This is a genomic window from Agathobaculum sp. LCP25S3_E8 (genome assembly GCF_052117165.1).
Taxonomy (GTDB): Bacteria; Bacillota; Clostridia; order Oscillospirales; family Butyricicoccaceae; genus Agathobaculum.
This window is the reverse complement of sequence record NZ_JBQKJR010000030.1, coordinates 1-20,020: the sequence shown is the minus strand read 5'-3', so window position 1 is coordinate 20,020 and position 20,020 is coordinate 1. Positions and strand designations below refer to the sequence as shown.

Below are 20,020 nucleotides of genomic sequence, written 5' to 3'. Positions count from 1 at the left end.
TGGCACCTTCTTTCGTTTGCTGACAAAAGCGTACCACGGCAACCCTACTGCTGCATGACACGCAGCCTACAATTTTGTAGGAATCAAAAAATTCATCGTAAAAGTCGTACCGACACCCAGTGTGCTGTCCACTTCGACGGTGCCGCTGTGCGCTTCGATGATGGCCTTGGCAAGGGAAAGCCCCAGCCCGACACCCTGCGTGTCTTTGGAAAATCGGCTGCGGTAAAACCGTTTGAAAACGTGTGGCAGATCTTCCGAATGAATGCCGCAGCCATTGTCCTGCACGATGATCTGCACGACTAAAGCAAACGAACGCCATGTAATATGAATGGAATTTCCAGCCTGAGTATGATCCAGTGCGTTTTTTACGATATTGCCGACGGCTTCGCCCAGCCAGTGCGGATCGCATCGAAGCGAAATGCTATCGTCTCCGGTGAAGGACAGAGCTTTGTCCTGCTGCTGTGCTTGCACGGCAAAGCGACGCTCGATGCGGGCCATCAGGTCGGATAGGTTCTGCTCGGTTTGCTCCAGCACGATCGTGCCTGCATCCAGCTTGGTGATCTTCAGCAGATTTTGCACAAGAGTCTCAAGGCGGTCGAGTTCCTGTTCGGACAGGGTGGTGAATTTTCGGATAGCGTCCGGATCGGTCGGTTCTTGCTGCAAAATGCCGTTGTAGATATTGAGCGCTGCCAGCGGCGTTTTGAGCTGGTGTGAGATATCCGACAGGGTATCCTTCATAGACCGTTTGGCGCTGCTTTCGTTTTCTGCGTGCGCGTTCAGGATTGCAGCCAGAGAATTGACTTCGTGGAATAAGCGGTTCAGCTCACCCTCGTCATCGCATTCGATGCGTGCAGCCGAGTTGCCTGCGATAAATGCATGGATTTGTTCAACTGCATGGTTCATAACGGCATGCTGTTGCCGGAAATAGCAATACAGGATTGCAAGAATGAAAACTCCCATGCAAATGGAAGCCGTCGACACATACGATATCACGTTTTCGGTTTCCGCCACAAGCAGGATGGTGGACAGTAAAGAAAAAACGACGATAACCGTTATAATCCGACAAAACAGGCGTTTGATGTTTGAGTCAACCAATATTTTCATGCTACACCTCATTCTGCGGTATTCCATTTATATCCCATGCGACGCACGGTCACGATTCGCTTCGGATGACCGGGATCGTCCTCGATTTTGGCGCGCAGCCTGCGGATATAGACGGTCAGGGCGCTGCTGTCAATATAGTTCACGTCGCAGTCCCAAAGCCTTCCCATAATCTGTTCCGGAGAAAGCACAATATTCGGGTGCTCCATAAACAGGCAGAGTAGCTTGTACTCGCTGGCGGTCAGGTCGATCGCCTCATCGAATTTGCGAACCACGCGTGTTCGCTGATGCACAGTGATGCCGTTAGAGTGCAGTGCGTCATCCGGCTGACGGAAGGCATCGCTTCTGCGCAGCAGCGCGTTGATACGGGAGAGAAAAATCGCCAGTTTGAACGGCTTGGTGATATAATCGTCGCCGCCGATATCCAGCCCCATGATAACGTCGGTTTCCTCGTCAGCCGCAGTCAGAAACAGGATGGGTACTTTGGAAGTTTGGCGGATGATGCGGCAAAGGTCGTAGCCTGACCCATCCGGTAAAGACACGTCCAGAATGACCAGATCGTAGGCATTGGCGCGCCATAACTGTCCGGCTTCCAGACAGGTGCGGGCGTTATCAACCGCATAGCCTTGCTTTTGCAGGGCGAAGGATAGGCCGCCGATCAGGCTAAGGTCGTCCTCGACAAAAAAGATTCGCTTCATTTGCGTTCACCGTCCTTGACAGTTGGAGTTGCTGTGCGTCTGCTTTGCTTTACAACTCTCTATTATAGTGTTTTGCCCAGAGATTACAAGAAATGAAATTGGGAGGGCGTTTCGCAAGGGCGCAAAGAGTGAAGATATGTGCGCATCCCATCTGATTGATAGGTTTGACTTTTGCGGTGCCGCTTGCCGTGCTATACTGAAAATAGAATTTGGTAAGTCGAGAGGAGTGACCGATGATATGCCAATGCTTGGAGCTGTTTTGACCCCGCATCCGCCAGTGCTGCTGCCCGAGGTAGGGCGTGGTCGGGAAAAAGAAATCGCCGCCACTGGTCGAAGCATGCGCGCTGCAGCCGATCAGGTAGCCGGGTGGAAACTGGATGTGCTCATTGTGGCCTCGCCGCATACCATCTTGTACGGAGATTATTTTCACATTGCCCCCGGCAAAGTCGCAGTGGGAGATATGACCGCGTTTGGCGCGCCGCAGGTGCGCATACAGGTTGAATACGATACGCTGCTGCGGGATGAAATTGTGCGTCGGGCGCAGCAGGCAGACCTAAAAGCAGGCACCCTTGGCCAGCGCGAACCGGAACTCGATCACGGCGTATCGATTCCACTCTATTTTTTGCGCAAAGCAGGTGTTGTCTGCCCAATTGTGCGCATGGGGTTATCCGGCTTTTCACCGCTGGCACATTATCGGTTGGGCCAGTGCATAGCCGAAGCTGTTGAGACGTTGGGGCGCCGCGCAGTGTTTGTAGCCAGCGGTGACTTGTCGTATAAACTGAAGGCCGACGGACCTTATGGCTTTGCGCCGGAAGGCCCTAAATTTGATGAGACTGTCACAAGAGCAATGGCGTCGGGCGATTTTATGCAATTTCTCACGATGAACCCGGCATTTTGCGAACGGGCGGCAGAGTGCGGACTGCGCTCTTTTCAGATTATGGCGGGCGCGCTGGATGAATTAGCTGTTGCACCGCAGCTGCTCAGTCATGAAGGCACCTTTGGTGTGGGCTATGCTGTGGCGCTTTTCCCGGTTACGGGACAGGATGCCAGCCGCCGCTGTGCTTCCGCTTGCGCGCAAGCACAGCGTGACCGTCTGGAGAAACGCCGTGCGGGCGAGGATGCTTGGGTGCGGTTGGCACGGCTGTCACTCGAAACTTATGTGCGTACCGGCAGCCGGCTGGAGCACCTGCCGGACGGATTGCCGGATGAGCTGACCCGGCGGGCGGCAGGTGCGTTTGTTTCGCTGCACATCGGCGGGCAGCTGCGCGGCTGCATTGGCACTATCGAGGCCACGCAGACAAATGTCGCGCAGGAGATCGTGCAGAACGCGGTGTCTGCAGGTACGCGTGATCCACGCTTTCCTCCGGTGCACCCGGAGGAACTGGAGGAACTGGAATACAGTGTGGATGTGCTGGGTGAGCCAGAACCTGTAGAGTCTTTTGAACAACTCGACCCGAAGCGTTACGGCGTGATCATTTCCTGCGGCACGCGGCGCGGTTTGCTGCTGCCCGATCTGGACGGTGTGGACACGGTGGCGCAGCAGGTCGATATTGCGCGCCAGAAGGGCGGCATCCGGGCGGATGAACCGTACAAAATGGAGCGGTTTGAGGTGGTGCGGCATTTATGAGTGTGCAATGCAATCTCTGCTTTCATCACTGTAATCTGGATACGGGGCAGACCGGTCTGTGCCGCGCCAGAGCGAACCGAGAAGGGAAAATCGTTCCGCTCAATTACGGCAAGCTGACCGCGCTTGCACTTGACCCTACCGAAAAAAAGCCGCTGCGCCGCTTTCATCCCGGCAGCTGGGTGCTGTCGGTGGGCAGCTTCGGCTGCAATCTGCGCTGTCCGTTCTGCCAGAATGCGGAAATCGCTGCGGCGGGCGTGGATACTCCTGCGCAGGACTGCTCACCCGAAGCGTTGGTGCATAAAGCTGTTCGATTGCAAGCGCGTGGTAACATTGGCGTGGCATACACCTACAATGAGCCGCTGGTCAGCTATGAATATGTGCGCGATTGCGCGATGCTTGTGCATGAGGCGGGGCTTCGCAATATACTGGTAACGAATGGTACGATAGAGGAAAAACCTTGGCGCGCCCTGCTGCCGTGGATTGACGCAGTCAACATCGACCTAAAAGGGTTTACCAAAGAATGGTATCGTACCTTGGGCGGCGATTTGGAAACGGTCCAGCGGTCCATCATACTGGCAGCGCAAGTCTGCCATGTGGAGGTTACGACGCTGATTGTACCGGGTGAAAATGACAGCGAGGACGAGATGCGCGCGCTGTCTGCGTGGCTTTCTGCGGTCCGCCCAGATATTCCGCTGCACATCTCCCGCTTTTTCCCGCGTCACCGTATGGCGAACCGGCCTCCTACGCCGGTGGAAACTATTTACCGCTTGGCGGACGTGGCGCGAGAGCAGCTGCGGTATGTGTACACGGGTAACTGCTGAACCCTTAGAGGAGCGTTCCAAGATTTTCTCCGCACCAGCGTGGGCCGGAGCGAATGACGTACCTGTGTTAACAAAACGGGCGAAACTGGCAGCTTTGGTTGGTGGAAATTTGTCCATCGCACCGGTATACTGACAGACAGAATATCAAATCAGGAGGAAAAAATATGAGTTTGGGCAGCAGTTTGTACCATGCCCGGAAAAAGAGCGGACTTTCTCAGGAGAATGTATCTGAAAAGCTGGGTGTCAGCCGTCAGACTATCTCGAAATGGGAAACTGATGAGACGTTGCCGGATATTCGCCAGTCCAAACGGCTGGCGGTACTCTATCACATGACGTTGGATGAGTTGATAGAATATGATTTTGATGAACAGCAGGCGCAGCAGATGATTGAAAGTGTCAGCGATGAGGCACAGGCCAGAATTGACTGGAACATGGTGTGGAGTAAAAAATACCCGGTGCTGGCTACCTATCATGAGAAGGTGCATATCAGCGATTATGCACCCGTGCTGCGGGAGATGCTGACCCGTCTGCGGGTGGAATATGGTTACAATAATACGGATGCATTGCTGGTGCTCAAGGATATTCTGGCCCGTGTTTGGAAGGGACAGATGTAAGCGTGAGGCAACAAAAGAGCTAACTGATGGAAAAAGTCAGTTAGCTCTTTTGTTTGTGCAAGCAGTATTCTTTTGCTTGCGACAGACGGCGTATCGGCAGTCTTACAGTTTTGTAAGGCTGCGCAAAATTGTGTCCGGATATGCTATAATGACAGCATCCGGTTAAAAGACGGAGGGATTTTCTTGTATCAACTGCTGTTACTGGAAGACGACCGTAGTCTGGTTGACGGTCTGACCTATTCGCTGCATAAAAATGGTTTTGCGGTTGAGGTGGTGCATACGGTGGCAGAAGCGCTGGTATGTCTGCCGCAGCTGGACCGTTTTGATTTGCTGATTCTGGATGTGACGCTGCCGGACGGCACGGGCTTTGCCGTATGTGAAGCTGTGCGCGCCGCAGGCAGTGCTGTGCCGATTTTATTTCTGACCGCGTCCGACGAGGAAGTGAACATTATTCGAGGGCTGGACTGCGGCGGAGACGATTATATCACCAAACCTTTTCGACTGGGCGAGCTGTGCTCACGTATCCGGGCGCTGCTGCGCCGAGCGGGCCTGACAAAGGCGGGACAGGGACAATATCTGCAAAGCGGTGCGGTTCGGATTGACCTGCTGGGAAGTCGTGTTACGCTCAATGGCCGACCGCTGGAACTCACGAGTGCAGAATATCGCTTGCTCTGTCTGCTCGTGCGTAACGCCGGTCGTGTGATGACGCGCGAGGTCATTTTGAACGAGCTTTGGGATGATGCCGGGGATTTCGTGGACGACAATACCCTGTCAGTCTATGTGCGGCGGCTGCGCGAAAAGGTGGAGGATGACCCCTCCCAGCCGCGTCGTCTGCGCACCGTTCGCGGCTTTGGCTACCAGTGGAAGGAGGACATGCCGTGACCTTGCTTCAGGACCGACAGGTGCGTTGGTTTGTCTGTTTTCTCCTGCTGTTTGCGGTGATGCTGTTCGCGGCGGGAATGCTGTTCAGCGCGGTGTACGGGCGGGCAGCACAAAATTTGTATCTTGACCGCAGCGCAGAAATTGCGTCTGCGTTGCTGGGGCAGGGCGTATCGGAGACCATTGTCGCGTCCGCACTGAAAAGCGACGGCGTCACATCGGATGGGCTGCGCCTGATGGAGCTGCTCGGCATGACAGAGAGAACCTCCGCCCGGCTGCTGCCGATGTTGGATGCATTTCAGCGGACGCTGGGAGCTGCGGTGGTTGTGGGATGTGCAGGGCTGATTCTTGTGCTGTTTGCCGGAACACTGCGGTTTTTGATATTCCGCAGGCGCGTTTATGAGTGTGCGGCACAGACCGTACGTCGCTACATCGATGGCGATTATTCCACCCGTCTGCCGCAGCATCGAGAGGGGAGTCTGTTTCAGTTCTTTGCGGCGGTGGAGCAAATGGCTACGATTTTGCAGGCCAAGGAACAAAACGAACGACAAAACAAGGAGTTCCTCAAAGCAACCATGTCGGATATCTCGCATCAGCTCAAAACGCCGCTCGCGGCGATGATGATGTATCAGGAGATTATTGCGGATGAGCCGGATAATGCCGCTGTCGTGCGCGAATTTGCCGCCAAAATGGGGGCGTCGCTGCGGCGCATGGAGACGCTCATTCAAATGATGCTCAAGATTGCCCGACTGGACGCGGGCAGTATTCGATTTGAACAACGGTCAGTCGCGGTGGCTGAACTGACGCAAAGCGCCGTGCAGGATCTGCTGACGCGCGCGCAGCGGGAGGGGAAAAGCATTCGGCTGGACGGCGATCCTACGCAGCAGTTGGTCTGCGATCCGGCGTGGACGAGCGAAGCCATTGGTAATCTGGTCAAGAATGCGCTCGATCACACCGAGTATGGCGGGGAAGTCCTTATCTCGTGGGCGTGTACGCCGGTGCTGATGCAGATTAAAGTAGAGGACGACGGCTGCGGCATTGCGCCTGAGGATATCCACCATATCTTTAAGCGGTTTTACCGCAGCGAGCGCACATTGCATACACCGGGCGTTGGGCTGGGGCTGCCGCTGAGCAAATCTATCGTCGAGAGGCAGGGCGGACTGCTTTCGGTGCAGAGTGAGCCGGGACAGGGCGCGGCGTTCACGATTTCTTTCCCGCTTACACAATCGTAAGGAAAAATTCATCCGGTTGTAAGATTGCAGTGCTAAGTTTGGAGGAAAGGAGGTTATCATGTCATGGAAATACTACAGATAGAGGATGTTTGCAAGACCTTCGGAACGGGGGAGACGCGGGTGGACGCACTGCGGCATGTCTCTTTTTCACTGGAAAAGGGCACGTTTGCCGCTGTGGTGGGTGAATCTGGATCGGGAAAGAGCACACTACTCAACTGCATCGGCGCGTTGGACACACCCACATCCGGTCATATCCGCATAGACGGACAGGATCTGTTCGCTATGCAGGAGGAGGCGCGCACAATTTTTCGGCGGCGAAACATCGGATTCATTTTTCAGTCATTCCATCTGATTGGAGAACTGGATGTCGAGCAGAATATTGCGTTTCCGCTGCTGCTGGACTACCGCAAGCCAGACTCGGCGGAGGTGGACGAAATCCTTGACCTGCTCGGACTGACCGACCGCCGCCACCATCTGCCCAGCCAGCTGTCCGGCGGTCAGCAGCAGCGCGTTGCGATCGGTCGCGCGCTTATTACCCGGCCCAAGCTGATTTTGGCTGACGAGCCAACCGGCAATCTGGATAGCCGCAACAGTCAGGACGTGATGACGCTGCTGACGCAGGCGTCCCGCCGCTATCAGCAGACCATTCTGATGATTACGCATAACCGGCATCTGACCACTGGCGTTGACCGGGTGCTGCAAGTGTCGGATGGCGTGCTGACCGATCTGGGAGGGACCACCGATGAAGCATTATCTTGATCTGGTTCCGATTTCCGCGCGCGTACACCGGCGGCAGACTCTCCTAACCCGGCTTTGCATCGTGCTGGCCGTGTTTCTGATCGCGGGTATCTTCGGCATGGCGGATATGGAGATCCGCGGCATGACGCAGCGGACCATGCTTGAGCAGGGCGCGTGGCACGCGGCGTTCCCCGGACTGACCGACCGGGAGCAAAGCCTGATCGCGCTGCGCCCTGAGGTGGAAATCAGCAGCCGTTATGCCGTGACGAACTATGACCTAAATTTGGACTACACAGTCAACGACGTACAAACTGGCATCTGCGGCTTTGATAAGTCTATGTTGACACTGTTTCCTGCGCTTGAGATCGAGGACGGCACGTTTCCGCGGGCCGCGACCGAAGCACTTGCAACGAAGGATATGAAAATCCAGCTCGGTTTGTCGGTGGGCGACACAATCACGTTGGAGACGCCAGAAGGACCGCTTACCGTCACCCTGTCCGGCTTTACCGGCAATAACCCGCTGCTGTCCCAAAGCGGGGCATACGCGCTGTTTTTCAATATCGACGGCTATCGGACACACTTTATGCCCGACACCAAGCCGGAGGACTTTACACTCTATGTCGCCTTTGCACCGCACTGCCGCATCCCGCAGACGATTGACGAAATCTGCGCGGTGTACCATCTGGATGAAAGTCAGGTGCAGCAGAACATCCAGCTGTTGACGCTGACCTTGCAGACCGATGACTCTGCCATGCTGCGATTGTACCTGATCGCGGCGGTGCTTGCGGTGCTGGTCGTCGCGGCGGGCATTTTGATGATTGCGGGTAGCCTCAACAGCAACGTCGCGCAGCGCACCGCGTTTTTCGGCATGCTGCGCTGTCTAGGCGCGACACCCCGACAGGTCAAACGACTGGTGCGGCGCGAAGCGCTGCAATTATGCGTCGGCGCGATCCCGGCAGGGCTGGCGCTTAGCGTCGTTACGATCTGGGGATTGTGCGACGTGCTGCGGCAGGCCAGCGACTTTTATTTTGGCGACATGCCGGTGTTCGGGGTCAGCTGGGTCAGCCTGATATGCGGCACAGTGATCGGCCTTGTGACCGTGCTGCTCGCTGCGCGCGCCCCGGCGCGCCGGGCGTCGCGCGTGTCGCCGTTGACAGCGGTTTCCGGCAACGCCGCGCCGGGTATGGCTTGCCGCAAGGCAGTGCGCGCAGGGCGCGTGCCGGTTGAAGTGAGGCTCGGTATACACCATGCACTGGCAAGCCGCAAGAATTTCCTGCTGCTGACCGGATCGTTTGCGTTCAGCATCATCCTGTTTCTGAGCTTCAGCCCGACGCTGGACTTCATGCAAAGCGCGATCAAGCCGCTGCAGCCATACACACCGGATGCGTCGGTGCTGAGCAAAGACAACAGTTGTACCGTGCCCAAGGCGCTCGCGCAACAGATCGGCGCACTGCCATTTGTCGAGCGGGTGTATGGCCGCAGCTTTGCCTACGACCTGCCGGGGCAGGTGGACGGCACGGAGGTCAACATTATGCTGGTCTCCTTTGAGGAAAACCAGTTCGGCTGGGCAGAGGATATGGTCAAAGATGGCGACTTGCAGGTCGCGCGGAACGGCGCGGGCGTGCTGCTGCTCGACAAGGAAGGCAGCGGCTACCAACCGGGCGACACAGTTGTGTTCGACACGCCGCAGGGCGAAAAAATGTTCCCGGTGGCGGCGACGCTGAACTATACGCCGTTTGCAACTAGTTCGGACACGGTCATCTGTTCGGAAAGCTTGTTTACCGCCATCACCGGCCAAAGCAACTATACAATTATCGATGTGCAGCTGCAACACGGCAAGACCGACGAGCAGGTTGAGCAGATTCGGCGGCTTGCGGGCACCGACTATGCCTTTTCCAACCGTCTGCTGAGCAACAGTGAGGTGCGCGGCACCTATTACGCCTTTGCACTGTTTTTCTACGGCTTTCTGGCGCTGATTGCGCTCATCACCGTGCTTAATATTGTGAACAGCATTTCGATGAGCGTATCCGCCCGCATGAAGCAGTACGGCGCGATGCGCGCGGTCGGCATGAGCGGCCGCCAGCTGCTGCGCATGATAGCGGCTGAGACGCTGACCTATGTTTGCAGCGGTATCCTTGTGGGCTGCGCGGTTGGTTTGCCGCTCAACCGGTTCAGCTTTGAGAATATGGTCACGCCAAACTGGGGCAACGCATGGTATATGCCGTGGGGTGCGCTGGGCGTGATTCTGCTGGTCATGCTGGCAGCGGCACTGCTCGCTATCTGGAGTCCGGCTAAACGCATTCGCGCCATGTCCATCGTGGATACGATTAGCGCGCAGTAAGAAAAATGGCGGCAGGCGTAAGCCTGCTGCCGTTTGGTGTTTGTGGGGAGAAAAATAAGGTAAAGTTGCGTTGGGTGCCGGTGCTTCCTTTGGCATTGGCTATGCTATTGCGACAGCATATGCAAAGCTGGTGCAAAACTTTTATTCTACGATATCAATGTTGCGCCGACCGGAAGAAGGGATGTCGATGGACGGTGCGTCATGCCTTGCCGCTTTAGAGAAAAGGGATTATACTATGAGAGACTTATCTCATTATGAAGGAGAAACGATATGGAGATTCGCATCCCCGATTTGTTTGATTTGGGAAAAATCATCGACAGCGGCCAATGCTTCCGTGCGGTTTCGCTCGGCGGAGGAACCTACCGCTTTATCATCGGAGAACAGGTGCTATATATCCGAAAACGCTCAGATGAAGTCTACGAGGTAAGCTGTGAGCAGGATATATGGGAACAAGTGTGGAGCCCTTATTTCGATTTGGAGCGGAATTACCGCGCCATCAGCAGGATGATTCCGGAGGATGATGCATTCCTGAGTCTGGCCGCTCAAACCGGTGCAGGCATTCGTATCCTCCGTCAGGATCCTTGGGAGATGCTGATAACCTTTATCATATCTCAACGGAAAAGCATTCCGGCCATCCGCTCTGTAGTGGAGATGCTCAGTAAGCGATATGGCACAAAGATTGAGACACAGAGAGAAACGCTTTACATGTTTCCCACGGCCTTGCAGCTGAAAGATGCATCCGCGGAGGATTTTATCGCTTGTAAAGCTGGATACCGGGCCACTTATATCTGCGATGCAGTGCAGCAGGTTGTATCGGGGAATTTGGATTTGAATGCAATAAAGAATCTTTCTGACGATGCGTTGCTGTCCGAGCTGGAAAGGGTGCGTGGCGTCGGAGTAAAGGTGGCAAACTGCGTGGCGTTGTTTGCCTATGGCCGGACCTCTTGTGCGCCTGTCGATACATGGATACAGAAGATTATTCAGCAGAAATACAAGGGACACAATCCTTTCGAGCGGTACGGCGAGGATGCCGGAATTATGCAGCAGTATTTTTTCTATTATGCGCAGAACCACAAAGTGGAAACAGTGTAGGGCCAATAATGTATCTCCTTGCTGCAAAAAGACGGCATGGATATGCTTTTTGGGCATATCCATAGATGATAATTAAGTATTTTACATTTTGTAATTCGGGCGTTACAATAGGAGAAAAGGAGGAGTTCATTGTGAAAAAAGCATTGATTGCCTATTTTTCCGCCAGTGGTAACACCGCAAAGGCAGCAGAGGTTCTAGCTAAGGCCGCAGGAGGGGACCTCTATGAAATAAAGCCGGCAGTACCCTATACCAGCGCCGATTTGAACTGGATGGACAAAGGTTCTCGCAGCAGCGTGGAGATGCAGGATAAAAACTCTCGTCCGGCACTGGTCGATACGGATGCCCGGATTGCCGACTATGATGTCATTTTTTTAGGGTTCCCCATCTGGTGGTATGTCGCGCCTACTATTATCAACACTTTTCTGGAGAGCTATGACTTTACCGGCAAGACTATTGTCCTGTTCGCTACCTCCGGCGGCAGCGGATTGGGGAAGTCGGCAGCCGGTTTGCAAAACAGTGCCCCTGGAGCTAGGATTTTAGATGGGCGACTGCTGCGTGGTCGGCTGAGTGAGGCCGAGCTGAAGTCTTGGGTGGAAGGATTGAAGCTGTGATAAAATGCGTAGACGCAGCGCGGGAATGCACCGCAGCCGACATGCAGAGTAAAGAATGCAACAAGCGTTTATACGGTTACATGTGGGGTGGAGATGCAGGACCACTCGATTAAATTTGTGCTGAAAAAGAAGGTGTGGGTCGCTGTGAAGCGGTAGCTTCACAGCGATTTTTTGCGTGAAAATGGTATTGGACATAATACCCGCTGCGGAGAGCATGAAGGGGATTCGCTATGTCGGGAGAAATGAAGTCGAAAATTGCAGATATGTTCAATGAACTCCTCTTGAGCGGGTGCGTAGAAAAAAACGCAAGCTGTAAGCCGAAACCCCAAAACGGTGCTGCGGATCATGACGAAATATGATTGGCTGTCGGAGAGCTGTCGACGCAGGAGATGAAGTCAGATGAGGCGGGAGCTCCACAAGTCCGAGAATCTCCTGAACTGGAATTTTCCCGCGGACAGACCTAACAGCAAGTGGGTAACGGATATTTTTTATTCTCATAATAGAGTGCATTTGCCAGCACAAGCCCGCTGCTCTTTCCGAGGCAAACCGAATGGACAACCGTTACATCTATTTTTGGAACCACGAGCGCATCCGGAAAAAAACAGGAGAGGTGCCGCTTGCGCAACGCCTCTCCGACTAAAATTCAATATTTCCTATCAGAGACTCTTTTTTGTGCTGTCCCGATAAACTGAAGCAGTTCAATTAAGCGGAGTCTTTCTTTTGCAAGCAATATTCCATGATGACTTTAATCGTTTTGCGGCGGCAATTGGCTGCTCAGATAACTGATACATTTTTCTTCGTGAGTAGGGATGACAAGTGAGAAATCCGCATCACTGTCGAACCCGAAAATCGCAATGTGGGATTTTTAGCGGATGAATGCGTAATATCCAGATCTCGAATGCGCTGGTCTCAGCATTTTAGATCTGTGAGCCTTGTTGGCTGGTTTGCAAAACATGAACGCACGAGGAACGTGCTGGGATTTGACACATAATATGAAAATGGCAACTGCCAGAAAGACTAACTATTAAAAGTCAAGTCTAAAAAGTGTGGTTTGGCAAGGAATTGGAGACAGTTCAAAAAGGGTATAGCAAAGCTGACGTCCGTTTGGACATCTGGCTGAGCTTATGAGAGCGAGAAGATTATGCGGCGCTATTATAAGGCCGGTTTGATTTCTCCATGGCGTAGATCAGCCGTACAAGTTTCTTAGCAGCATGAGATATGGCGATATTGCTGCGGCTCTCCGGTTGTCATTCCGGGACGTGAAGTATGCGGTGGCGTAAAGAACGGTTCCTGCGTTTTTACCATTTCGCAGGATATTTGTGTTGCGGTGCCGGTTGAGTTCGGTGCGGTTGCAACTGTAGGTGACAGCTTTGTCAGCTGCAATGGCGTTTCGGAGGAGGATATTTGCACTTCTTGTGAAAAATTGCCTGCTGAAACCGTAACTCCGGTGGTATAATATTCGCCTATTGCATGCCGCTTTTGGCGGCATGCAATGGATAACAGACCGATCATAAAAGCCGCAGGCCGCAACTTTTTGTTGCAGTCTGCGGCTTTTATTAGGTGTGGAGTGAATAGAATTTGCCGCAATCATTGCAGCTTTTTCTTCAATGCAAGCACATTTTTCTCAATTTTTTCGATGGTTTCTGCAAAAACCTCATCGCTTTGGCCGGATGGATCATCCAGTCCCCAGTTTTCCGCATACTGATAACGGGCCTGAGGACAGCTGACATTGCAGCCCATGAAGATGACAATATCCGGCTGGGGGATATCGGAGAGCAGCTTGCTATATTGCGTCTTCTCCATGTCGATACCGTGCAGCTGCTTCATCATGCGGACTGCATCAGGGTTGATGCGGTCTTGCCGCTGCGTACCGGCGGAGTAGCTTTCAAACACATCGCCGGCAAGCTGTTTCCCCAGTGCTTCTGCTATTTGGCTGCGGCAGGAATTGTGCACGCAGAGAAAACAGACTTTGGGCTTTCCAGTGCATCGCAGCACGTTTTTTTCGCTTTCTAAACGGTTGCCCGTGACCGGACGGTAATCTTGGTTCATATTATATTCCTTTCAAGCAGTTTGCTTTATATGCACTCAGCTGCATATCCCTTTTAGGATATCAGCGACCTCTTCTGGCTTGAGGACCTTGCCCATAACTGCCGGCTTTTCGTTGATAACCAGCGCGGGCATGCGCATGACGCCGTAACCGGCGATTTGCGCCATATCGGTCACGTATTCTACCTTCGTGTCCAGTCCCATACCGGCGACTGCCTGTTTTGTGTTTTCCAGCAGCGTGTGACAGGAAGCACAGCCAGTGCCCAGCACCTTGATGGAAAGTATACATGCATCGGTTTCGATGTGCTCTTTTGCAGTTTCTGTGGTGCTTGCTTCGGCTGCTTGACAGCCGCACTGGCAGGCACAGGCGGGCGCTTTTTCCTCCGAATTCTTTTTCTTTCCTAAACCGAACAGTCCCATGACAAAAAACCTCCTGAATATAGTGTGTATATTTTGAATGAGAAATACATTTATGACCTTACATCAAAAAATACTGAAAGAAATTAAAGAAATAGCCGACCAGTATGATACCTACGGTACAGATGGCAATAAACACTGCCAATAGTTTGGGCTTTACCGCTTTTTTAAGCATGATGAGGGAAGGCAGACTCAATGTGGTGACCGCCATCATAAAAGAGAGGATGGTACCAAGTCCGGCACCCTTGAACAGCAGGCTTTCCGCAACGGGGATGGTGCCGAAGATGTCGGCGTACATCGGAATGCCCACTACCGTAGCAAGAATGACCGCAAAAGGATTGCTGCTGCCCAGAATGGTCTCCACCCATGCCTGCGGAATCATGTTGTGAATCACCGCACCGATTGCGACGCCGATAAAGATATAGGGCGCCACCTTTTTGATGGTGCTAAGCAGTTGTTCTTTGGCAAATTCGATCCGCTCGTGGCGTGTGAGCGTTCCGTTTTCGGTTTGCATATATGGTGCGGTTTTGATGAAATCCTCTACATAGCGGTCCATATTCAGCTTTTCCAGCAACGTTCCTCCGACAACCGCGATGATCAGGCCGAGAATGACATACACAACCGCAACCTTTGCGCCGAAAACGCTCATCAGTAATACCAGTGAGCCAAGATCCACCATCGGGGAGGAGATGAGAAAGGAGAAGGTCACGCCTATCGGCAGGCCTGCGCTGGTAAAGCCCATGAAAATGGGGATGGATGAGCAGGAACAAAAAGGGGTTACCGTACCGAGCAAGGCAGATGCGGTGTTCGCGCCGATACCGTGGAACCGACCCAAAATTTGTCGGGTGCGCTCGGGCGGAAAGTAGCTTTGAATATATGAGATACCGAATATCAATACGGATAGAAGGACAAAAATTTTGATGGTGTCGTATAAGAAGAATTGCAGGCTGCCGCCTGCGAGGCCGTTTGGATTTAGGCCGATGGCTTCCAGACCGTTCCCAATCAAGGCATTGAGCCACTTCATTCCCAGAATTTGATTCTGGAAGAACAGCCAGATGGTACGAAGCACTTCCATAAAGTATACTCCTTTCAGTGGGCAATAGTTCTAAAATTTTCGATTTGATAATCGGAAGAAAAGCCATCGGCTAAACGATGGCTTTTACCCTTCGCAAGCGCAGCCCGTCTGCGGGCAGATGGATTTGCGTGTCAGCTCCGCAAGCAGTTGCTTTGCCTTTTCACTACCTTGGTCGCTGATGGCATAGTGCGTCCATTTGCCCTCGGTGCGGCTGACCACGATGCCGGAATCACATAAGATTTTCATGTGATAGGAAAGTGTGGACTGACTGATTTGCAAATCCTCCAGCAAAACGCAGGCACACTTTTCGCCGCTGCGCAGCAATTCCAAAATCTGCAGGCGGTTGACATCGCAAAATGCTTTGAACACCTTCGCATCCGCTGCGTGATTGCGCATGAAAATTTGCCTCCTCAAATTTAAATTATTCGATTTAAAAAGAGTATATAACTCGTATCGAGAAATGTCAATATATTATACTGTAATTTTATTTGGGAAGAAAAGCAAAGTGACGCGAGTGCGAGTGGTTATTTATTCATATACTCGAAAAAATATTCAAAAATTATATGCAAATAATTGAAATTCCGAGGGAAAGATGCTATAGTAAAAAACACGACTGCCAAAAGGCGGTAAATTAAAAAAAGGGATGAAGTAAATGGATCAGAAATGGCATAAGCGGTTTGGTGCGGTTGCACTGGCTGCGGTGATTGCGGCGAGCACCAGCGTTAGTGCAGGCGCGTGCTGCGGGGTGTATGTCGGCAGTGAGCAGTCGGCGAATGGGTCGACTTACGTGGGCCGCTCCGAGGACATCGGTAAACTGTACGATAAAGTATTTGAAGTGCGTCCGGCGGCCGACCATGCGGACGGCGAGATGTATGAAGATACATATGGATTCTCCATGCCGTATCCGGCGCATACCTATCGTTACACCGTCATGCGTGATTCGGTGGAGATGGGTGAATCTGTTGTGGATGCGAACGGCAATCTCGTGCGAGAAGCCTATGGCGAAGTCGGTATGAACGAAAACGGTGTTGCGATGAGTGCGACGGTTTCGACGGCGAATAATGAAAAAGCCGAGGCAGCCGATCCGTTGGTGGAGACGGGTATTTGTGAAATCTCCCTCAACTCGGTTGTCCTGATGACGGCGGAGTCCGCGCGAGACGGTGTCGAGAAGCTGGCCAAGATCATTGATACCTATGGCTCCGGGGAGTGCAACTCGTTCACCATCAGTGATGCCAACGAAGTGTGGGACTTTGAAACGCTGTCCGGTCATCAGTATGTTGCGGTCAAGATGCCGGCGGATAAGGTTTCGGTTAACCCGAACATGGTAGTGATGAACGAGATTGATGTTTCCGATACGGAAAATGTCATTGCATCGGATGCGTTGATTTCTCTGCCGCTGGAGAATGATTTTCTGGTTTCTTCGCAGAAGGGTGAGGTAGCCGATGAGAAGATTACCAAAATTGACATCCAGAAAACCTATGGTTCGGAAGATTTCGGCAATGGGCAGTATTTCCGGTACTGGCAGGGTGTTAACTATCTGAATGAAGCACTGTCGGAAACGGTTTCGGTCGAGCGCGAAGGCGAGGCTGCACCCGAAGGCCCGTTCAATATGCTGTTTGAGGCGGACCATGAGCTGACCACTTATGAAGTGCTGCGCCTGTTGGCTTACCGCGGTGAAGGTACGGAATATGCGGCGGATAACAATCCGGAGAATAATCCGAACGGCACGGCCATCGGCAACGAGCGTCAGGCAGAATGCCACATTTTTGAGATTCGCAGCGATATGCCGGAAGCATTGGCGACTGTGCAGTGGCAGGCTATGTCCCGCGCGGAATTCTCGGTTTATCTGCCGTATTACAGCAATCTGCTGACCGATACGTCGGAGATTTTCCAGACCGAGTACAGTACGGATGCAGAAAATATTGAAGAAGTGCTGGACGATGCGGATTTTCCGGCGGAAACCTCGGCTTACTGGGTATTTACCGCCATCAACGACCTGTGTGATAACGACCGCGCACGTTACGGAACAAATGTCAAGCTGTATTGGGAAAAATACCAGAAAGCACTCATTGAGCAGCAGGCTGCGGTAGATGAAGAGATGGAACGCATTTATGCGGAAAGCCCGGAGCAGGCTGAGAAGACGGCGACAGCATTGGGGAAAGCGGTTTCGGAAGAGGCGTTTGCAAACGCCAAGAGCATCCTGACCGAGCTGCGTGCTTTCATCGCGCAGGACAAGGCGGGTGAGCTGACCAAGGACGATGTGTTTACCCCCACAGTTTTGACTGAGAACAAGATGCCGACCTACTCCATCGATATGGCAGCCGAAGAGGAGACAGGCTTTGACGACGTTGCATCTTCTGCGTGGTATGCCGACGCGGTAGAGTATGTGGTCAGCAACGGTGTGATGAACGGTACGGGAGATACCACGTTTGAGCCGGATGTGGCGCTGTCTCGCAGCATGATGGTACAGGTGCTGTACAACATCGAGAATAAGCCTGCGGCTTCGGATGCTGCCTTTATCGATGTGGCGGATAGCGCATGGTATGCGGATGCGGTTGCATGGGCGGCAGAAAATAAGATTGTCAATGGTGTAGAGGAAAATCAATTTGCGCCGGATGAAAATATCACTCGCGAGCAGATGGCAGCCATTCTGTATCGCTATGCCCAATACAAGGGGCAGGATGTTTCGGCCCGTGCAGATATGAGCGCCTATACGGATTTTGCCGAAATTTCCAGCTATGCCGAGCCGATGCTTGCATGGGCAGTATCGGAAGGTCTGATAACCGGCAGCAGCGATACAACCCTCAGCCCTGCGGGCAATGCCACCCGTGCGGAAGTAGCGGTTGTTTTGATGCGTTACTTACAGCAGATTTCCTGATTCTTTTCGTAGTAAAACAAGCCAAGCCGGGCAGCGATATGCTGCTCGGCTTGGTTTTTCTGTTTTGTCTTTTGTCCGGCGATAGGGTTTCTGATATTTTGCGGCAGTGCCATGGAATGTGCAGCAGGAAAAGACAGATTTTTCTGAGCAAAGAACCTGCACAATGGATTTGAAAAGCCTCATGCCGCAGCAAACGCGACGGCATGAGGCTTGGAGGGAAGGGGTGTCTACGGGTGATGGGAGGATTGTTGCTTTTCAGCTTCCTGTTGGGCTTGTTCGTCAGCCCGTTTGACAACATGGATGCCAATGGTGAGAAATACAGCGGAAGCGATTGCAGCTGTCAGCACAAATCCATCCTGCAAAGTGAACAGGAATCGGTCGGCCAGCATCACGGTGACAATCAGTATGCTGCCAAAAGCCTCCAGTTGAAGGCCGCGCTGTCTGGATAACATGAGAACTGCTCCTTTCCGGTATGTTATTGCACACCCATGGCGGTAAGAATGATGCGCATGATAACAAGGCTGATTGCTGCATCCAGCAGGCAGATACCGATAAGAAGAGGATGCCATTTCTTGTTTGAACCGGTGACCAGTACAATACGGGCATAGTGGCCGATCAGGGTGCCCATCAGAATACAGGCGGGCAGCATCATGGAGGCTTGGCCCAGCGTCAACGCGCCGGCCTGATACATGGAAGCGGCGGTCGCGCAGCCGGAGGCCTTTGCGAAGAACGCGGAAATCAGTACCGCAAAGGCTTCACCGGGCAGACCGAACAGTCCCATGACAGGGGCCATCACAGTGCCGAGCAGATCCATCAGACCGGTTTCCTGCAAAATATAAACCAGCACATAGCCGAGAATCATAGCCGGTGTGATGTTTTCAATGCCGACTTTAAAGCCTTTGGCACAGCCCTTGAGAAAAGTATCGACGATAGACGGCTTCTTCACCGCGGCTGGAGCCGCCGGAGCGGATGGCTGCGTGACAGATGCCGTTTTAACTTCTGCACTCATTTGGTTATCCTCCCTTTAAGCCTTTTTTCTTTTGGCATGCAGCACCAGACGAACGATATTGGCGCCGATCAGCTTACACACAAACATGATAACGATACAGGGTCCAAGCGCAACCGGACAAATGGCAACCAGCGGTGCGCCGCCGGTGATGGTATTGTTGATACACGCGGAACCGGCATATTGATAGGCCACAAAAATGGTTCGCTCATCGTCGGTAATTTCGCCGTTTTCATATAGTTCACGGGTCATGACGGCAGCTACATCCGAGCCGGTAAAGCTGGAGATAAACGCAATGCCGCATTTGCCGGGGATTCCCATGAGAGGGCGCAGCAGTGGACGGAATACAATATCGGATGCCTTGAAAGCACCAAGCTGTTCAAATACGCCCAGCAGGCCGCAGAAGAACATGACGGCGGGGATAAGGTTGAAGCCGGCCATAAAACCATCCTTGGCACCCGTACCGCCCGAACCAATCAAGTTTGCGCCGGTGTCGCCGATCTGGCCAAATGAGCCGGAAAGGTTGGTGAAGTCCAGCACTTTGAGCGGGCCGTCCACTGTGCGGAATGCACCCGATAGAACAAGAATCAGGACAACTAGCGCAACCCATGCGCCGATACCGATTTTTTCCGAGACCATCCCAAACTTTGTGTAAACCTCCGATGTGGTGTAGAATAGGAGCACCACATTGGAGGATTTTTGTAATGGCTAGAAAGAATCGTACCCCAGAAGAAAACGCACGTCGGGAAAAAATCAGAGAACTGCTGCAGATGGCGAACATAGGCAGCATGGAGGACATCCAGAGCCTGTTCAAGGAAACCATTGCCGAGTTCATGGAAAACGG

The 20,020-nt window shown here is 53.0% G+C and carries 19 protein-coding genes and 1 pseudogene; 11 read left to right on the top strand and 9 right to left on the bottom strand.

The genetic code is table 11. From position 1 onward, the window contains the following. Nucleotides 1–66: 66 nt before the first annotated feature. Together ACTQ34_RS10975 and ACTQ34_RS10970 are read right to left on the bottom strand one after the other, a co-directional pair. Nucleotides 67–1,104 (bottom strand): sensor histidine kinase, encoded by a 1,038-nt coding sequence (locus ACTQ34_RS10975; RefSeq protein ID WP_441363851.1) that lies wholly within the window; start codon nucleotides 1,102–1,104, stop codon nucleotides 67–69. 8 nt (nucleotides 1,105–1,112) lie between these two features. Continuing rightward, a complete protein-coding gene (locus tag ACTQ34_RS10970; protein ID WP_441363850.1) occupies nucleotides 1,113–1,799 on the bottom strand; it encodes a response regulator transcription factor in 687 nt (228 codons plus the stop codon). 238 nt (nucleotides 1,800–2,037) lie between these two features. On the opposite strand from ACTQ34_RS10970, the gene amrA reads away from it, so the two are divergent. The 9 genes from amrA (at nucleotide 2,038) to ACTQ34_RS10925 (ending at nucleotide 11,754) form a co-directional block, all read left to right on the top strand. Then, on the top strand, nucleotides 2,038–3,426 hold the full coding sequence (gene amrA / locus ACTQ34_RS10965) for an AmmeMemoRadiSam system protein A (protein WP_441363849.1): 1,389 nt from the start codon (nucleotides 2,038–2,040) through the stop codon (nucleotides 3,424–3,426). Further along, complete coding sequence (gene amrS, locus ACTQ34_RS10960) at nucleotides 3,423–4,247, top strand: AmmeMemoRadiSam system radical SAM enzyme (protein ID WP_441363848.1); 825 nt, start codon at nucleotides 3,423–3,425, stop codon at nucleotides 4,245–4,247. The genes amrA and amrS overlap by 4 nt, the downstream gene beginning before the upstream one ends. Before the next feature lie 164 nt (nucleotides 4,248–4,411). Then, nucleotides 4,412–4,861: a helix-turn-helix transcriptional regulator gene (locus ACTQ34_RS10955; RefSeq protein ID WP_441363847.1), complete on the top strand. Its 450-nt coding sequence runs from the start codon at nucleotides 4,412–4,414 to the stop codon at nucleotides 4,859–4,861. 183 nt (nucleotides 4,862–5,044) lie between these two features. Continuing rightward, nucleotides 5,045–5,743, top strand: coding sequence for a response regulator transcription factor (locus tag ACTQ34_RS10950; protein ID WP_441363846.1), 699 nt, complete (start codon nucleotides 5,045–5,047; stop codon nucleotides 5,741–5,743). Next, entirely contained in the window at nucleotides 5,740–6,972 is a 1,233-nt protein-coding gene (locus ACTQ34_RS10945) for a sensor histidine kinase (protein ID WP_441363845.1), read from the top strand. The genes ACTQ34_RS10950 and ACTQ34_RS10945 overlap by 4 nt, the downstream gene beginning before the upstream one ends. A 63-nt stretch (nucleotides 6,973–7,035) precedes the next feature. Then, a complete protein-coding gene (locus ACTQ34_RS10940) occupies nucleotides 7,036–7,731 on the top strand; it encodes an ABC transporter ATP-binding protein (protein WP_441363844.1) in 696 nt (231 codons plus the stop codon). Beyond that, the gene (locus tag ACTQ34_RS10935) at nucleotides 7,715–10,051 is read left to right on the top strand and encodes an ABC transporter permease (RefSeq protein WP_441363843.1); all 2,337 of its coding nucleotides are present in this window, start codon (nucleotides 7,715–7,717) and stop codon (nucleotides 10,049–10,051) included. The genes ACTQ34_RS10940 and ACTQ34_RS10935 overlap by 17 nt, the downstream gene beginning before the upstream one ends. A gap of 270 nt (nucleotides 10,052–10,321) precedes the next feature. After that, nucleotides 10,322–11,143: a DNA-3-methyladenine glycosylase family protein gene (locus tag ACTQ34_RS10930; RefSeq protein ID WP_441363842.1), complete on the top strand. Its 822-nt coding sequence runs from the start codon at nucleotides 10,322–10,324 to the stop codon at nucleotides 11,141–11,143. A 131-nt stretch (nucleotides 11,144–11,274) separates the two neighbouring features. Beyond that, nucleotides 11,275–11,754: a flavodoxin gene (locus ACTQ34_RS10925; protein WP_441363841.1), complete on the top strand. Its 480-nt coding sequence runs from the start codon at nucleotides 11,275–11,277 to the stop codon at nucleotides 11,752–11,754. Between the two features lie 1,587 nt (nucleotides 11,755–13,341). On the opposite strand, the gene ACTQ34_RS10920 is transcribed toward ACTQ34_RS10925, so the two are convergent. From ACTQ34_RS10920 to ACTQ34_RS10905, 4 genes are all read right to left on the bottom strand, one after another. Then, nucleotides 13,342–13,803 carry an arsenate reductase ArsC gene (locus ACTQ34_RS10920; protein ID WP_441363840.1) on the bottom strand — a complete coding sequence of 154 codons (462 nt, stop codon included), beginning with the start codon at nucleotides 13,801–13,803 and terminating at the stop codon, nucleotides 13,342–13,344. A 36-nt stretch (nucleotides 13,804–13,839) separates the two neighbouring features. After that, nucleotides 13,840–14,220: a thioredoxin family protein gene (locus tag ACTQ34_RS10915; RefSeq protein WP_441363839.1), complete on the bottom strand. Its 381-nt coding sequence runs from the start codon at nucleotides 14,218–14,220 to the stop codon at nucleotides 13,840–13,842. A gap of 58 nt (nucleotides 14,221–14,278) precedes the next feature. After that, entirely contained in the window at nucleotides 14,279–15,292 is a 1,014-nt protein-coding gene (locus tag ACTQ34_RS10910) for a permease (RefSeq protein ID WP_441363838.1), read from the bottom strand. 84 nt (nucleotides 15,293–15,376) lie between these two features. Next, on the bottom strand, nucleotides 15,377–15,688 hold the full coding sequence (locus ACTQ34_RS10905; RefSeq protein ID WP_441363837.1) for an ArsR/SmtB family transcription factor: 312 nt from the start codon (nucleotides 15,686–15,688) through the stop codon (nucleotides 15,377–15,379). 256 nt (nucleotides 15,689–15,944) lie between these two features. Between ACTQ34_RS10905 and ACTQ34_RS10900 the strand changes: the two genes are divergently transcribed. After that, complete coding sequence (locus ACTQ34_RS10900; protein ID WP_441363836.1) at nucleotides 15,945–18,170, top strand: C69 family dipeptidase; 2,226 nt, start codon at nucleotides 15,945–15,947, stop codon at nucleotides 18,168–18,170. Between the two features lie 227 nt (nucleotides 18,171–18,397). Here ACTQ34_RS10900 and ACTQ34_RS10895 read toward each other — a convergent pair whose 3' ends face one another. The 3 genes from ACTQ34_RS10895 to ACTQ34_RS10885 are packed head-to-tail and all read right to left on the bottom strand — an operon-like array spanning nucleotide 18,398 to nucleotide 19,815. Further along, entirely contained in the window at nucleotides 18,398–18,622 is a 225-nt protein-coding gene (locus ACTQ34_RS10895; protein ID WP_441363835.1) for a hypothetical protein, read from the bottom strand. Nucleotides 18,623–18,645: 23 nt separating this feature from the next. After that, nucleotides 18,646–19,179, bottom strand: coding sequence for a nucleoside recognition domain-containing protein (locus ACTQ34_RS10890; RefSeq protein ID WP_441363834.1), 534 nt, complete (start codon nucleotides 19,177–19,179; stop codon nucleotides 18,646–18,648). A gap of 15 nt (nucleotides 19,180–19,194) precedes the next feature. Further along, nucleotides 19,195–19,815 carry a nucleoside recognition domain-containing protein gene (locus tag ACTQ34_RS10885; RefSeq protein WP_441363833.1) on the bottom strand — a complete coding sequence of 207 codons (621 nt, stop codon included), beginning with the start codon at nucleotides 19,813–19,815 and terminating at the stop codon, nucleotides 19,195–19,197. A 65-nt stretch (nucleotides 19,816–19,880) separates the two neighbouring features. On the opposite strand from ACTQ34_RS10885, the pseudogene ACTQ34_RS10880 reads away from it, so the two are divergent. Continuing rightward, a pseudogene (locus tag ACTQ34_RS10880) lies at nucleotides 19,881–20,020 on the top strand (IS256 family transposase); the annotation flags it as partial.

Excerpts from the sequence above, each read along its gene's own strand:
- ACTQ34_RS10975 (WP_441363851.1), bottom strand. The coding sequence starts at position 1,104 with ATGAAAATATTGGTTGACTCAAACATCAAACGCCTGTTTTGTCGGATT.
- ACTQ34_RS10970 (WP_441363850.1), bottom strand. The coding sequence starts at position 1,799 with ATGAAGCGAATCTTTTTTGTCGAGGACGACCTTAGCCTGATCGGCGGC.
- amrA (WP_441363849.1), top strand. The coding sequence starts at position 2,038 with ATGCCAATGCTTGGAGCTGTTTTGACCCCGCATCCGCCAGTGCTGCTG.
- amrS (WP_441363848.1), top strand. The coding sequence starts at position 3,423 with ATGAGTGTGCAATGCAATCTCTGCTTTCATCACTGTAATCTGGATACG.
- ACTQ34_RS10955 (WP_441363847.1), top strand. The coding sequence starts at position 4,412 with ATGAGTTTGGGCAGCAGTTTGTACCATGCCCGGAAAAAGAGCGGACTT.
- ACTQ34_RS10940 (WP_441363844.1), top strand. The coding sequence starts at position 7,036 with ATGGAAATACTACAGATAGAGGATGTTTGCAAGACCTTCGGAACGGGG.
- ACTQ34_RS10935 (WP_441363843.1), top strand. The coding sequence starts at position 7,715 with ATGAAGCATTATCTTGATCTGGTTCCGATTTCCGCGCGCGTACACCGG.
- ACTQ34_RS10930 (WP_441363842.1), top strand. The coding sequence starts at position 10,322 with ATGGAGATTCGCATCCCCGATTTGTTTGATTTGGGAAAAATCATCGAC.
- ACTQ34_RS10920 (WP_441363840.1), bottom strand. The coding sequence starts at position 13,803 with ATGAACCAAGATTACCGTCCGGTCACGGGCAACCGTTTAGAAAGCGAA.
- ACTQ34_RS10915 (WP_441363839.1), bottom strand. The coding sequence starts at position 14,220 with ATGGGACTGTTCGGTTTAGGAAAGAAAAAGAATTCGGAGGAAAAAGCG.
- ACTQ34_RS10910 (WP_441363838.1), bottom strand. The coding sequence starts at position 15,292 with ATGGAAGTGCTTCGTACCATCTGGCTGTTCTTCCAGAATCAAATTCTG.
- ACTQ34_RS10905 (WP_441363837.1), bottom strand. The coding sequence starts at position 15,688 with ATGCGCAATCACGCAGCGGATGCGAAGGTGTTCAAAGCATTTTGCGAT.
- ACTQ34_RS10900 (WP_441363836.1), top strand. The coding sequence starts at position 15,945 with ATGGATCAGAAATGGCATAAGCGGTTTGGTGCGGTTGCACTGGCTGCG.
- ACTQ34_RS10895 (WP_441363835.1), bottom strand. The coding sequence starts at position 18,622 with ATGTTATCCAGACAGCGCGGCCTTCAACTGGAGGCTTTTGGCAGCATA.
- ACTQ34_RS10890 (WP_441363834.1), bottom strand. The coding sequence starts at position 19,179 with ATGAGTGCAGAAGTTAAAACGGCATCTGTCACGCAGCCATCCGCTCCG.
- ACTQ34_RS10885 (WP_441363833.1), bottom strand. The coding sequence starts at position 19,815 with ATGGTCTCGGAAAAAATCGGTATCGGCGCATGGGTTGCGCTAGTTGTC.